This window comes from Novosphingobium sp. (assembly GCF_025351285.1).
Taxonomy (GTDB): domain Bacteria; phylum Pseudomonadota; class Alphaproteobacteria; order Sphingomonadales; family Sphingomonadaceae; genus Novosphingobium.
Genome location: NZ_JANXWG010000159.1, coordinates 1 through 12,866, shown reverse-complemented (window position 1 = coordinate 12,866; position 12,866 = coordinate 1). Strand labels below are relative to the sequence as shown.

General features: G+C 62.9%; 16 protein-coding genes and 1 tRNA gene. 3 read left to right on the top strand and 14 right to left on the bottom strand.

All coding sequences use genetic code 11. The features are described 5' to 3' along the window. From truB to rimP, 11 genes are all read right to left on the bottom strand, one after another. Positions 1–442 (bottom strand): tRNA pseudouridine(55) synthase TruB (truB, locus tag Q0R16_RS19415; RefSeq protein WP_295640294.1); only part of this gene is annotated, 442 nt, incomplete at its 3' end. A gap of 5 nt (positions 443–447) precedes the next feature. Further along, complete coding sequence (locus tag Q0R16_RS19410; protein ID WP_295640291.1) at positions 448–1,161, bottom strand: site-2 protease family protein; 714 nt, start codon at positions 1,159–1,161, stop codon at positions 448–450. Next, the gene (locus tag Q0R16_RS19405; protein ID WP_295640288.1) at positions 1,158–1,706 is read right to left on the bottom strand and encodes a GNAT family protein; all 549 of its coding nucleotides are present in this window, start codon (positions 1,704–1,706) and stop codon (positions 1,158–1,160) included. Before Q0R16_RS19405 ends, Q0R16_RS19410 begins: the two co-directional genes overlap by 4 nt. Beyond that, a complete protein-coding gene (locus Q0R16_RS19400) occupies positions 1,703–2,278 on the bottom strand; it encodes a thymidine kinase (RefSeq protein ID WP_295640285.1) in 576 nt (191 codons plus the stop codon). Before Q0R16_RS19400 ends, Q0R16_RS19405 begins: the two co-directional genes overlap by 4 nt. A gap of 18 nt (positions 2,279–2,296) precedes the next feature. Next, positions 2,297–2,704 carry a 30S ribosome-binding factor RbfA gene (gene rbfA, locus Q0R16_RS19395; RefSeq protein ID WP_295640282.1) on the bottom strand — a complete coding sequence of 136 codons (408 nt, stop codon included), beginning with the start codon at positions 2,702–2,704 and terminating at the stop codon, positions 2,297–2,299. 1 nt (position 2,705) lies between these two features. Beyond that, the gene (locus Q0R16_RS19390) at positions 2,706–3,239 is read right to left on the bottom strand and encodes a DUF1697 domain-containing protein (RefSeq protein WP_295640279.1); all 534 of its coding nucleotides are present in this window, start codon (positions 3,237–3,239) and stop codon (positions 2,706–2,708) included. 50 nt (positions 3,240–3,289) lie between these two features. Beyond that, entirely contained in the window at positions 3,290–4,045 is a 756-nt protein-coding gene (locus Q0R16_RS19385) for an FkbM family methyltransferase (protein WP_295640276.1), read from the bottom strand. Between the two features lie 51 nt (positions 4,046–4,096). Next, positions 4,097–6,688 carry a translation initiation factor IF-2 gene (infB, locus tag Q0R16_RS19380; RefSeq protein WP_295640273.1) on the bottom strand — a complete coding sequence of 864 codons (2,592 nt, stop codon included), beginning with the start codon at positions 6,686–6,688 and terminating at the stop codon, positions 4,097–4,099. Beyond that, complete coding sequence (locus Q0R16_RS19375) at positions 6,685–7,470, bottom strand: DUF448 domain-containing protein (RefSeq protein WP_295640270.1); 786 nt, start codon at positions 7,468–7,470, stop codon at positions 6,685–6,687. The genes infB and Q0R16_RS19375 overlap by 4 nt, the downstream gene beginning before the upstream one ends. Continuing rightward, entirely contained in the window at positions 7,451–9,097 is a 1,647-nt protein-coding gene (gene nusA, locus Q0R16_RS19370; protein WP_295640267.1) for a transcription termination factor NusA, read from the bottom strand. The genes Q0R16_RS19375 and nusA overlap by 20 nt, the downstream gene beginning before the upstream one ends. A gap of 5 nt (positions 9,098–9,102) precedes the next feature. Then, positions 9,103–9,696: a ribosome maturation protein RimP gene (gene rimP, locus Q0R16_RS19365; RefSeq protein ID WP_295640264.1), complete on the bottom strand. Its 594-nt coding sequence runs from the start codon at positions 9,694–9,696 to the stop codon at positions 9,103–9,105. 497 nt (positions 9,697–10,193) lie between these two features. Here rimP and Q0R16_RS19360 point away from each other — a divergent pair, with 497 nt between their 5' ends. Then, positions 10,194–10,337, top strand: coding sequence for a hypothetical protein (locus Q0R16_RS19360; protein ID WP_295640261.1), 144 nt, complete (start codon positions 10,194–10,196; stop codon positions 10,335–10,337). Continuing rightward, a complete protein-coding gene (locus tag Q0R16_RS19355; RefSeq protein WP_295640258.1) occupies positions 10,334–10,570 on the top strand; it encodes a PspC domain-containing protein in 237 nt (78 codons plus the stop codon). Before Q0R16_RS19360 ends, Q0R16_RS19355 begins: the two co-directional genes overlap by 4 nt. Positions 10,571–10,612: 42 nt before the next feature. On the opposite strand, the gene Q0R16_RS19350 is transcribed toward Q0R16_RS19355, so the two are convergent. After that, complete coding sequence (locus tag Q0R16_RS19350; RefSeq protein ID WP_295640255.1) at positions 10,613–11,407, bottom strand: queuosine precursor transporter; 795 nt, start codon at positions 11,405–11,407, stop codon at positions 10,613–10,615. Between the two features lie 117 nt (positions 11,408–11,524). On the opposite strand from Q0R16_RS19350, the gene Q0R16_RS19345 reads away from it, so the two are divergent. Further along, positions 11,525–11,601: transfer RNA gene (locus Q0R16_RS19345), tRNA-Arg, on the top strand. A 36-nt stretch (positions 11,602–11,637) separates the two neighbouring features. Here the strand turns inward: Q0R16_RS19345 and Q0R16_RS19340 are convergent. Next, positions 11,638–12,159: a hypothetical protein gene (locus Q0R16_RS19340; RefSeq protein WP_295640252.1), complete on the bottom strand. Its 522-nt coding sequence runs from the start codon at positions 12,157–12,159 to the stop codon at positions 11,638–11,640. Positions 12,160–12,291: 132 nt separating this feature from the next. Next, on the bottom strand, positions 12,292–12,866 hold a 575-nt coding region (locus tag Q0R16_RS19335), incomplete at its 5' end, for a hypothetical protein (protein ID WP_295640249.1).

The window sequence follows — 12,866 nt, the reverse complement described above, 5'->3', positions numbered from 1 at the left end:
CGCGGGTGGGCATCTCCAACACCTCGCCCGCCCGCGCCCGATCGTAAGCACGTTCGCCATCGATGCGGATCGCCGAATAGGCCGGTGGCACTTGCTCGATCGGCCCGGTAAACGTCGGTAGCACCGCCACCACATCGGCCATGCAAGGCCGGTACAACGTGGTCGCAATCACCTTGCCTTCAAGGTCAAGCGTGTCGGTCTCGGCCCCGAACGCGATCGTGAAATCGTACTCCTTGCTCGCATCGAGCATCTGCCCGCACAGCTTTGTCGCCTCGCCCAGCGCGATCGGCAGCACGCCGGTGGCGAGCGGATCGAGCGTGCCGCCGTGGCCGACTTTGACCTTGCCGAATCCAGCTTCGCGCAAGTTGCGCTTGACCGCGCCGACCGCCTGCGTCGATCCCAGCCCGAACGGCTTGTCGAGAATGATCCAGCCGCTGGGCACTTAAGCTAGGCGTCGAACAACTGGTTCAAGGGCACGCCTGCAACGATCCGAGTCACCATCAGCAACTTGCCCACCACCCATTCGAGCGGCGGGCCGAGCACGCGGTGGAGCAAGTCCATATCGGGCATCAGGTAGGGCAGCACGACGATCAGCGCGAACACCACCAGCAGACCCTTGTAGCGGAAGCTGGCGTATACCCGCGCGGCAGGCCGCGGAAGCAACCCTTCGACCACATGCGATCCATCGAACGGCGGGATCGGCAGCAGGTTGAACAGCCCGAGCGACACGTTGACGATGATGAAATACCCAAGGTTCTGCGCCACGAACAATGCCACCGCGCCCGGCTGCTCGCTGGCGCCGAACCGCGCCAGCAACCCCAGCGCCACCGCGCTGAACAGCGCCATCACCAGGTTGCTCCCCGGCCCCGCCAGCGCCACCAGCATCATGTCGCGACGCGGATTGCGCAACTGCGCAGCATCGACCGGCACCGGCTTGGCCCAGCCGAACACCGGCGCGTGGCTGAGCGCGAGGATGCCTGGCAGCAGCACCGTGCCCACCGGATCGACATGGCGCAGCGGATTGAGCGTCAGCCGCCCCATCGAGCGCGCGGTCTGGTCGCCCAGCAGCGACGCGACGTAGCCGTGCGCCACTTCGTGGAACACCACCGCCAGCACGATCGGCACGATGATCGTCGCGGCCTGGTACAGTGTGTCGTTCATGCGCGCGCATTCCAATCGTCGCGCAGGATCGAAAAGGACACGGTGTCGCGCACGCGTCCGGTCCATGTCTGGCGTTCGTGGCGCAGCACGCCTTCCTCGACGGCACCGAGTTTCAGCACCGCCGCGCGGCTGCGCAAATTGATCGCATCGACCATGAAGCACACCCGCTCCAGCCCGCATGCAAAGGCATGGTCGAGCATCAGCACCTTGACGCGGCGGTTGAAGCCGGTGCCGCGCAAGGCGGGCACGATGTAGCTGTTGCCGATCTCGATGCTCCAGCCGGGCGCGCCACGCTCGATCCAGCCGGTCATGCCGACCACTTCGCCGCCACGCAGGATGGCATAAACCCGGCGCGCGCCGCCCGAACTCAGCAGGCGGTCGAACTGCGGGTCGAAGCCCTCACCCCCGAAGTTCGACGAATACGACACCCAGATCTCGCGATCCTGGGCACAAGCCGCGCGCAACGGTGCCCGGTGTGCTTCCACCAGCAGATCGAGCCGCACATCGCCATCCGCCAGCGGCACGTAAAGCGAGGGCTCGCTCATCCCGCCATCGCCGCGCTGAAATGCTTGCGGCACAGCGCGACATATCGCTCGTTGCCGCCGATCTCGGTCTGGTCGCCCGCGCGCACCGGCGCGCCGCCATGATCGACGCGCAAGTTCATCGTGGCCTTGCGCCCGCAGTGGCAGACGGCCTTCAGTTCGACCAGCGCATCGGCGATCCCCAGCAGCGCCGCCGATCCTGCGAACAATTCGCCCTGGAAATCGGTGCGTAAGCCATAGCACAGCACCGGAATCCCGCCCTCATCGGCCACCCGCGCCAATTGCCAGACTTGTGCGCGGCTAAGAAATTGCGCCTCGTCGACCAGCACGCACGCCAGCGGCTCGACAAGGGTAGCGGCCATGATCCGTGCCCACATGTCGGTCTCTGAGATAAACCGGTTTGCTTCCAGCTCCAGCCCGATCCGGCTGGCGATCCGCCCCTCGGCACGATCATCAACCGCGGCGGTCCACAACATCGTCGCCATGCCGCGCTCGCGATAATTGAAATCGGCCTGGAGCAGCGTGGTCGATTTGCCTGCGTTCATGCTGGCGTAGTAGAAATAAAGCTTGGCCATCGGCGGGGTGCGTCGGCCTCAAGCGTCTGAGGAAGGCGCGGTGAGATCGCGCGCAACCTTCGGATCGCGCAGCAGCGCCTCGATCCGCGCCGCCTCGTCGAAAGTCTCATCGCTTTCGAAGCGGATCTTCGCTGCGTATTTCAGCTTGAGCCGGCCGGCCACTTCGCGCTGGAAATAGGCGGTATTGGTGCGCAGTGCCTTCAGCACAGCCTCCTCGTCCTCGCCTAGCAGCGGCTTTACGTAAGCTGTCGCGAGGCGCAGATCGGGAGTCATCCGCACTTCGGTAACCGAGACGGTCGTCGCGGCAAGCACCGCGTCGCGCACTTGCTGGCGGGTAAGCAAGTCGGACAGCACATGGCGGACTTGTTCGCCCACCTTGAGCAGGCGCACGTTGCGGGCTTCGGGGCTGGATGGTGGGCGGGCCATATTAAATCTGATCCATCTTCGCGAGAATGCGCTTCATCGAACGCAAATTGCGCGCGGTGCCCTTGAGCCCCAGCCGGCGTTCGATGAACGCACCCACCAGCTTGCTTTCAGCCACGCCCGCGCAATAGTCGATATGGAGTGCGCAGGTTCCCGCCGCAATCCTCTCGGCGCCGCGACGATCGGCCGAAAGCCGCGCGAACCCCGCCGGATCGACCGGGCCTTCGAGGAACAGCGTGTGAACGAACTTTTCCTCACCGTCGTGGAACGGGTTTTCGGCGATCGCGGCGGCCAGCGCGCCGCGCGACCGGACCAGCGCGACGCTGGTCATGCCGAACCGCTGGCGCATCATCAGCGAAAGCTTTTCCTCCAGCCCGCGATCGGGTCGCGCTTCGTGATCGAACAGCACGTTGCCGCTGGCGACCACGGTTTCGACCCGGGTGAAGCCCTCTGCCTCGAACGCGCCACGCAAGTCCGCCATAGTCAGCCGGTTGCCGCCGACGTTGATCGAACCGAACAGGGCGACGTAGCGGGGCATCAAGGGCTCTTTTCGAATGATCCGGACTTCGGTTTCGAGAAATGGCACCCTTAAGCGGCAGTCTTCCGGAAGACGCAGTCGAATTCGATGGCCGACGCGGGAACCTCGGCAGCACCACAGACAGTTCTGAACTGGGCCGGACAGTATCCGATTTGTCCGACGAATTCGAGCGCTTTCATGAAATCCCATACACCATCATAAAGGTGCTTTACTGGAAGTTCCAACTGGATACCCAAAACGATCGGGAGCAAACCCGATGCTCCGGTCAAAACCTGCTTTTCGTATCCCTGCGTATCGACTTTGAGGAATATCTGCTCGGCCCGCTGCAGGTCTTCCATGCCATCAAGTCGCATGATCGGTACGACATCTCGCGATATCACCGACATGCCGTTATCTCGAGCAAGGCCGTAACTGCTGACTTCATTGATCGAACTATAAACAGTCGACCGCGTCCGATTGATTGTGATGTCACCGTCGGTATCGCCGACAGCGCTGTTGATGATCGTCCAATTTTCGTCTTTGTCCGATGCCGCTTTGAGCCTTTCGAAGCTTTCCGCAAGCGGCTCGAAGGAGATGATCCGGCCGCGATAACCCATCTTGCGAAGCTCTTTGCCGAACTGCCCTTCATTGGCGCCCACATCAACCACGATGTCGATGTTCCGCGACTTCAGGAAATCGATCAGGCCGGGCTCATCGCTCAGCTTCATTCCGAACGGCCTCGCCAGCGATCCAGCCGCGGACAGGCACAGCCAGCGCCACGCCCTGCCCGCCCGGATAACCACACCTTTCATCGTCGGAATGCGCATCCAATGCCCCCCTTGTCCTCTCCCCGCCGGGAAGAGGACTCACGCGCTACGTTACAGCACCCGGTCACGCATCTCCACGTCGAACACCTCGAGCATGTCGCCTGGCCGGATATCGTTGGTATCGGCCAGCAACACGCCGCATTCCAGGCCCATGCGCACTTCTGGAACGTCGTCCTTGAAGCGGCGGAGCGAGGAAATCGTGGTCTTCGAGATGATGACGTCGCCACGCGTAAGCCGCGCCTCGATACCCTTGCGAATGATGCCTTCGAGCACCGTAAGACCGGCGGCCTTGTCGCGCTTGCCCGCGGGGAACACTTCCTTGACTTCGGCGCGGCCGACCACGGTTTCGATCCGTTCGGGACCCCACTCGCCCGCCATCTCCTTGGCGATGTCGTCGGTGAGGTGGTATATCACGTCGAAGTACTTCATCCGCACCTTGAAGCGCTCGATCATCTCGCGCGCCTTGGCGTTCGGGCGGACCTGGAAGCCGATGATCGGCGCGCCGCTGGCTTGCGCCAGGGTCACGTCGCTTTCGGTGATCGCGCCCACGCCCGAATTGAGGATGCGGACCTTGATCTCGTCGTTCGACAAGCGGTTGAGCGCATTGACGATCGCCTCGGCCGAACCCTGCACGTCGGCCTTGATGACCACCGGGAACTCGATGACATTGGCCTTGGCGGTGAGCGCCGAGAACATGTTCTCGAGGCTGACCGGCGCGCTTGCGGTGCGCAGTTCGGTGGCCTTTTCAGCACGATAGGCCGCCGCTTCGCGCGCCCGGGCCTCGCTTTCGACCACCGACAGCAAATCGCCCGCCATCGGCACGCCGCCCAGGCCCAGCACTTCGACCGGCAGCGACGGTGGCGCCGCCTTGATCTGCCGCCCCTTGTCGTCGAGCATCGCGCGGACGCGGCCCGACTGGGTGCCGACCACGAAGATGTCCCCCACCTTCAGAGTGCCGCGCGTGATCAGCACGGTTGCGAGCGGGCCCTTGCCCTTGTCGAGCTTGGCCTCGATCACCGTGGCGTCAGCCGCGCGATCGGGGTTTGCGCTCAGTTCGAGCAATTCGGCCTGGAGCAGGATCTTTTCGATCAGTTCGTCCAGCCCGGCGCCGGTCTTGGCCGAAACCTCGACGTCCTGCACATCGCCCGACATCGCTTCGACCACGACCTCATGTTCTAGCAGGCGTTCGCGGATCTTGAGCGGGTTGGCTTCGGGCTTGTCGCTCTTGGTGATCGCCACGATCATCGGCACGCCGGCCGCCTTGGTGTGGCGGATCGCCTCGATGGTCTGCGGCATGATGCCGTCATCGGCGGCCACCACCAGTATCACGATATCGGTCACGTTGGCACCGCGCATGCGCATGTCGGTGAAGGCTTCGTGGCCCGGGGTATCGAGGAAGGTGATCAGTTCACCGCCCTTGGTCTTGATCTGGTAGGCCCCAATATGCTGGGTGATCCCGCCCGCTTCGCCGCGCACCACGTCGGTGCCGCGCAACGCGTCGAGCAGGCTGGTCTTGCCGTGATCGACGTGGCCCATGATCGTGACCACCGGCGGCCGCGTGACCAGCAGTTCGTCGGCGTCGACGTCCGCAGACGTGTCGATATCGACGTCGGCATCCGACACGCGCTGGATGGTGTGGCCGAATTCCTCGACCAGCAATTCCGCCGTGTCCTGGTCGATCGTCTGCGTGATGGTGACCATCATGCCCAGCTTGAACAGCGCCTTGACCAGGTCGGAACCCTTTTCGGCCATGCGGTTGGCCAGTTCCTGGACGGTGATCGCCTCTGGAACGACCACTTCGCGCGCCTGCTTTTCGCGCGGCTGCGACTTGCCCGAGAAGTGGGCGCGCTTTTCCTTTTCACGTGCACGCTTGAGCGCGGCGAGGCTGCGGGCGCGTGCGCCTTCGTCCTCGTTGAGCGCCTTGGTGACGGTGAGCTTGCCCGCCTGACGGCGGCTTTCGCCCACCTTGTCGCGCGGATGCGCCACCTTCTTGGGCGGTTCGGGGCGCTTGGGCGCAGCCACCGGAGTGAACCGGCGCGGCGCGGGCGTGACTGCAGCGCCAGCGGTTGGCGTGGCTGTTTCGGCAGCGGTCGGAGCGGGCTCGGTAACTGCGGCTGCGGCTGCGGGAGCTTCGACGGCGACCGACACCACAGGAGCAGCGGCAGGCGTTGCGGGCGCGGCCACAGCAACAGGTGTGGGTTCAGGCTTGACCTCGACCGGCGCGGGCGGCGTGGGATTGCGCGCCTCTTCAGCCTTGCGGCGCTCGCCTTCTGTAGCGCGTGTTCGCTCTTCGAGTTCGCGACGGCTGGCCGCCTCGAGCGCGTTCAGCCGCGATTCTTCGGCCTCGCGCAGCAGGCGGGTCTGCATTTCCTGCCGCGATTCGCGCGATGCCGGCGGCGGAGGCGGCGGTGGCGGCGATGCCGCAACCGGTGCCTGGACGACAGGCTCGGGCGCAGGCGCGGCTTCGGGCGCGCCTGCCGTGCCACCACCGGTTCTGGGCATCAGCTTGCGCCGCTTGACCTCGACCACCACCTTGTTGGTGCGGCCATGGCTGAAGGTCTGCTTGACCTCGCCTGCCTCGACCGAGGTCTTGAGGCCCAGCGGCCTGCGGCCCAGGGTCGGCTTGTTGTCGCTCTCGCTCATCGAAACTCTGCGTCCTTCACATCGAAATCGTCGTTCTTCACGTCAGCGCTGCCAGCCTGGTCGTTGTCGACCATGGTGGCATCCGCGCCGAAATCCTTGCTGCCCGCTGACGCGGCATGCCCGGTGAAATGCATCAGGCGCCCGAGCAGCATGGCGACTCGTGTCGCCGCATCCGCATCGATCAGCGCCAGATGAACGACGTTGTCGCGGCCCAATGCCACAGACAGCGCCGCGCGGTCCAGCGGCAAGATTTGTCCTGCCAGTCCAGAGCCTTCGCGATCTTCGCCCACGCGCCAGGCCTGCGCCAGCTTGCTCACGCCATCAGCACCGGCGTCCGACGCATGGCCCAGCCACTGCACCGTGCCCGCGCGCGCCGCATCGGCAATGCGGTCGGTGCCCATCAACAGTTGCCCGGCACGCAGAGCCAGCCCCAGCCGTTCGGTCAGCGCACGCAGCAGCGCGGCTTCGATACGTTCGGGCAAGTCGGCAGGAACCGTCACGGGCACGCCTTTGAAGGCCCGCGCCAGGGCACCCTTTATCTTGTTGTTGGCGATGGCTTTTTCAAGCTCTGCACGGTTGACCGCGATCCACGCGCCCCGGCCCGGCGCGCGCGCCAGCACATCAGGAGCCAAAACGCCATCGGGCGACAAGGCAAGCCTTATCAACCCGTCGCGCGGTCCGTGGACGCCCGACAGGATGCAGCGACGTTCCGGAGACGCATTCTTCTCCGGTGCGCCATCGAGATGATCGACTTCTAGCGGTTCATTGTGAGGATTCCGCATGGGCGGCCTCCTCTGGCTTAGCTTCGGCGACTTCGTCGTCGAACCAGTGCGCACGCGCGGCCATGATGATCTCGTTGCCCTGCTCTTCGTTCAGGCCGAACGTGCCGAGCACGCCGCCCTTGTCTTCGAGCCGGTCGCTGCGCTGGTCGCGGCGCGGCGGCGCGGTCGAGGTATCACGACGGCGCGGTTCGGCGCGCTTGGGCGTGATCAGCTCGTCGGTCGCGAGATCGGCCAGATCGTCGAGCGTCTTGATCCCGGCTTTGCCGAGCACGACCAGCATCTGCTCGGTCAGGTGCGGCAGATCGGCCAGCGCGTCTTCCACTCCAAGCTCGGTACGAGCCTGGCGGAACGATTCGACGCGGCGTTCGAGCGCTTCGGTCGCGCGGCTTTGCAGTTCCTCGCCCAGCTCCTCGTCGAAGCCTTCGATCGCGGCCAGTTCGGCCAGATCGATGTAGGCGACTTCTTCCAGCTCGGTGAAGCCTTCCGCCACCAGCAACTGCGACAGCGTCTCATCGACGTCGAGCTCTTCCTCGAACATCTTCGACCGCTCGGAGAATTCGCGGCTGCGCTTCTCGCTCGATTCGGCTTCGGTGAGGATGTCGATGGCCGAACCGGTCAGCGACGAGGCCAGCCGCACGTTCTGGCCGCGGCGGCCGATCGCCAGCGAAAGCTGGTCATCGGGGACAACCACTTCGATGCGGCTTTCATCCTCGTCGATCACCACGCGGCTGACGGTGGCGGGCTGGAGCGCGTTCACCACGAATGTCGCGGTGTCCTCGCTCCACGGGATGATGTCGATCTTTTCGCCCTGCAGTTCCTGGACCACCGCCTGGACGCGACTGCCTTTCATGCCGACGCAGGCGCCGACCGGGTCGATGCTGGAATCGCGGCTGATCACGCCGATCTTGGCGCGGCTGCCGGGATCGCGCGCAGCGGCCTTGATCTCGATGATGCCGTCGTAGATTTCGGGCACTTCCTGCGCGAACAGCTTCTTCATGAATTCGGGGTGCGCGCGGCTGAGGAAGATCTGCGGACCGCGGTTCTGGCGTTCCACCTTCATGATCCAGGCGCGCACACGTTCGCCCACGCGCGGAAGTTCGCGCGGGATCTGCTGGTCGCGGCGGATCACGCCTTCGGCGCGACCCAGGTTGACGATGACATGGCCGAATTCGACCGACTTGATCACGCCGGTGATTACTTCGCCGGCGCGGTCCTTGAATTCCTCGAACTGGCGATCACGCTCGGCATCGCGGACCTTCTGGAAGATCACCTGCTTGGCCGATTGCGCGTCGATGCGTCCGAGATCGACCGGGGGCAGCGGATCGACGATGAAGTCGCCCAGCTTGGCGCCCGGCTGGAGCTTTTCGCCCTGCGCCAGATCGACCTGCTTGAAATAGTCCTCGACCACTTCGACCACTTCGACCACGCGCCACAGCCGCAGATCACCGGTGCGCGGATCGAGCTTGGCGCGGATGTCGTTCTCGGCGCCGTAACGATTGCGCGCCGACTTCTGGATCGCTTCTTCCATCGCCTCGATGACGATCGACTTGTCGATCATCTTCTCGGTGGCAACCGAGTTCGCAATCGCGAGGAGCTCGGCGCGGTTGGCGGAAATCGAACTGGCCATGAGTGTCAGTCTTCCTGTTCTTCTAGGATGTCGTCGGTTTCATCTACAATGTCGTCAACGCCGCTGGTGTCGAGCGGGCGCGTCGCCGCAATCAGTCGATCGGTCAAAACCAGCTTGGCATTCTGGATATCGGCCAGCGGAAACGAAACGGGACCTGACTTGCGATCGTCCAGCGTGACTGTTTCATCGTCAGGCTCGCCTGCGATTCCGACCAAATCGCCCTGCAGCGACTTGCGGTTGCCATCCACCGGGTTTGCAAGCTGGATGCGCACCTCATGCCCGGCCCACGCAGCGAAGTCCTTGGGGCGAGTCAGCGGCCGATCGATCCCCGGCGAACTGACTTCGAGCCGATAGGCATCCTCGATCAGCACCACGCCATGTCCTTCCAGTTCGTCGATCCGATCCGAGACGCGGCGCGACAGCGCGGCACAATCATCGATCACCAACTGGCCGGTTTCGGGCCGTTCTGCCATGATCTGGAGCGTGTGCTCCTCATCGCCGAGGTCACTTTTGCCGAACAGGCGAACGCGCACGAGATCAAACCCCAAGGCCTGCGCCTCGGGTTCCACCATCGCAACAATCCGCGCCAGATCGGTCATTCATACTCCGCCGCGCCACACCGGCGCATATTCTTGATCCCGCACAACGATTTGCCAAAGCGGTTCGATGCCGGCCCCTTCCGGCGCCAGCCCAACTTTGCCTCAACAATGTCGGGTATTCGGGTCGCCTACGCGCGTCGCCGCCAAAAAGCAAGGCCAACGTCGCGCGTCAATGAGCGAACGCCAGACAAATTGAGAGCCGCCGATCCGGGGGCGGATCAGTGGCGGATGGCTGATCTGCGACTACCCGCCAGCCGCCAGTTGCTTGCGCAACCGGCTCTCGACCGCGCCACATTGTGGTCGGCGATTCGCGCTCTACAAACTTTTGGTGAATATTGCCAATCTTTGGCGTTCACTTGGCATTCATGGCGGTCCATTGGATTGCGAAGGCAAGCAATTCCGCCATATTTTCGATCTGGCACGCCTTCTGCATAGCATGCTGCATCGACCACAACGGCCGAGACAAATAACCAAACCTTAGCAAACGGAGACAACCAATGACTGTTACTACCAACTTCCTCAACCGCGTCGTTGCTCTCGCCACCGCCGCAGCCCTGAGCTTCGTCATGATCAGCGGCACCGTCGCAACCCCTTCAACCGTCGCCGCGACTTCGGCCACCAACGTGAGTGTCATGGCATGAGCGACCTTCGCTTCGAAGATGAACCCCGCCCAGGATCGCAATTGTCGTCGAGCTTCTCGGGCAAGTTCCGCCTCAACAAGCAGCGTGGCAAGCTGATGGGCGTCTGCTCGGGCCTGGCCGACTACACCGACTGGGACGTCACCCTCATCCGCGTCGCCTTCGTGATCGGGACGCTCGCCGGCTTCGGCCTGCTGATTCCGATCTACATCGCTACCGGCTTCATCGCCGACTGATCCGCACCGCTGCGGGCCCCCGAACGGGGCCCCGGCGGGCGGTCAATTGGAATTGCGGCTGCGCGCGAATGGCGAAAAATCAGTATTGGTATCGAAGACCTCGACGCCTTCGCGCTTCTTGAGAAAGCCTACCACTGCATACGTCACCGGCGTCAGCAGCACTTCCCAGGCCACTTTCAGAAACCATTGCGTGGCGGAGACCTTGATCACCGCAGCAGTGGTCCAGCCCGCTGCCCCCGCGAACGCCAGCGGATAGAACAACGCACTGTCGACCGCCTGGCCGAACACAGTCGAGCCCACGGTGCGCGTCCACAGCATGCGGCCCTGTGTCATCACCTTCATTTTCGCCAACACGAAGCTGTTGACGAATTCACCCGCCCAGAACGCCACGACCGACGCAAACACGATCCGCGGCGTCTGGCCGAACACGGCTTCGTATGCCGCCTGGTTGGGCGCCTTCACGTGCTGGCCCAGCACCACATAATCGTTGGAGGCCAGCGCCCAGCCCGCATCGGGGGTCGCCGATACGACAACGACCGACATCAGCACCATGAACAGCAGCGCAAAGAACCCCACCCAGATGCAGCGGCGCGCATGGGCGTAGCCATAGACCTCGGTCAGGACGTCGCCCAGGATATACGAGACCGGGAAGAACAGCACCCCCGCCCCGTATGTCCACGGGCCGATGACCGGCAGCGTGATCGTCGCCTGCTTGGCCGCGCCGATCAGGTTCGAAAGCAGCAGGATCGTGACGAAAGCCGCCATCACGTAATCGAAATAGCGGAAGTGGCGGGGGGCGGCGGCGCTGTCATCGAGGCGCTGAATCGGTGTGCTCATGCCGTGGGTGCTATCGTGCTTTGCGTCCGCGGCAAAGCCCGGTTATGCGGGGCTCCAGCATCGCTCCAAAAAGTGGGTACCGGTTTTTGGATAAAGGCGATGCGACAACAGATGCGCGCGCCCGTAGTTCAACTGGATAGAGCACGAGCCTTCTAAGCTTGGAGTTGCAGGTTCGAGTCCTGCCGGGCGCGCCACTTTCTCGGTATTAGGCAGCAAACGCACAAAGAGCGTTAGCGGCCTTGGTGCCCTAGGACCTTCACGCCGCTCGGCGGAATTAAATGCGTCATACTGGCTGATGGCTTCGGTGTCGGAGGGTGCTTAGACGGGAGGGTAGCCATTTGCATCAAATGCCCTGCCACATAGAAACACGCGCCTGCAAAGAGCGACCATCGCTGCCAACGGAAAAATACGCGGGGCTTGCCGAGGTCCTTAGAGACGGTAGCCTTTGCGTCTTCGATTACTTTGGCTGCCTCATGCGAATCTGGACGCAGACCACCAAAAATCTGGAGAAATAGGGCATTTGTATGGATGCCGTCCTGACGCGCTTCCAGACCAAAACAACCTAACGCGAAGGCCATTCCCCACGCCAGTACCGCAGCACCAAGCGGCCAAGGCGCATCCGCAAGCGCCAATCCAGTGGTTTCGTGAATCGCAAAGGCAATAGCGCTGGCGGCAACACCAAGCTGAAAATATGCGAACTGCGCCTGCCCCTTATGAAACTCAAAGAGAAGCTGACTAGCGTTGTCACTCATGGCGGCGGGCTCATCTGGTTCTAATTCGGAATTTTGTGAACTGAGAAAGGGCATTAAATCAACGCCTGACACATCGCATGATCAAAGCTTCCCATCCCCGCCACCGTAATGTAGGCGGCTGATATGAACGAACTAATTGAACGGGCCATAGAAAGCGTCAACGACCTCGATTCGGTCATTAAGCGTTTCAATACCAATCCCACTCTGATCGATGTTCCACCCAAGTCCTTGAATAGTGGAAACAAAATCGGCCCCCACGGCATACCGGAAGAGATCGTCCGACATTGTGAGATCGCTATCGAGTCCATACTTGGCGCTGTGAGCGGTCATGACGGAACGATCCACGCGCGAACATCCTGTCGGCCACCAGAATGGTGGCGAGATGTAAGGCGCTGTGCCGAACATCAGCGACTGAAAGATGCCGCGACCAAGCAGTCCCTTGCTGATGCCGTCGCCGTTCTCGAACGCCATGTCCGCGAGAACACTCCGCACACCGCCGGTTTGGCTCTCCTGATCGGCAATCTTGATCATAAGATCAAAAGTTGCCCTTCGAAGGTGGGATTCCGTTCTGTGGGAAATCCACATTCGAATGTTCTCGTTTTCTTCTTTGACCCTGAGGTCAACGGCGACGTTGATGGTGCCATCAACACGAGAAGTTCCGCGAGGAACTGCTGAAGTCCGCCCGCCTGTCGAATTTGGAGCGACGG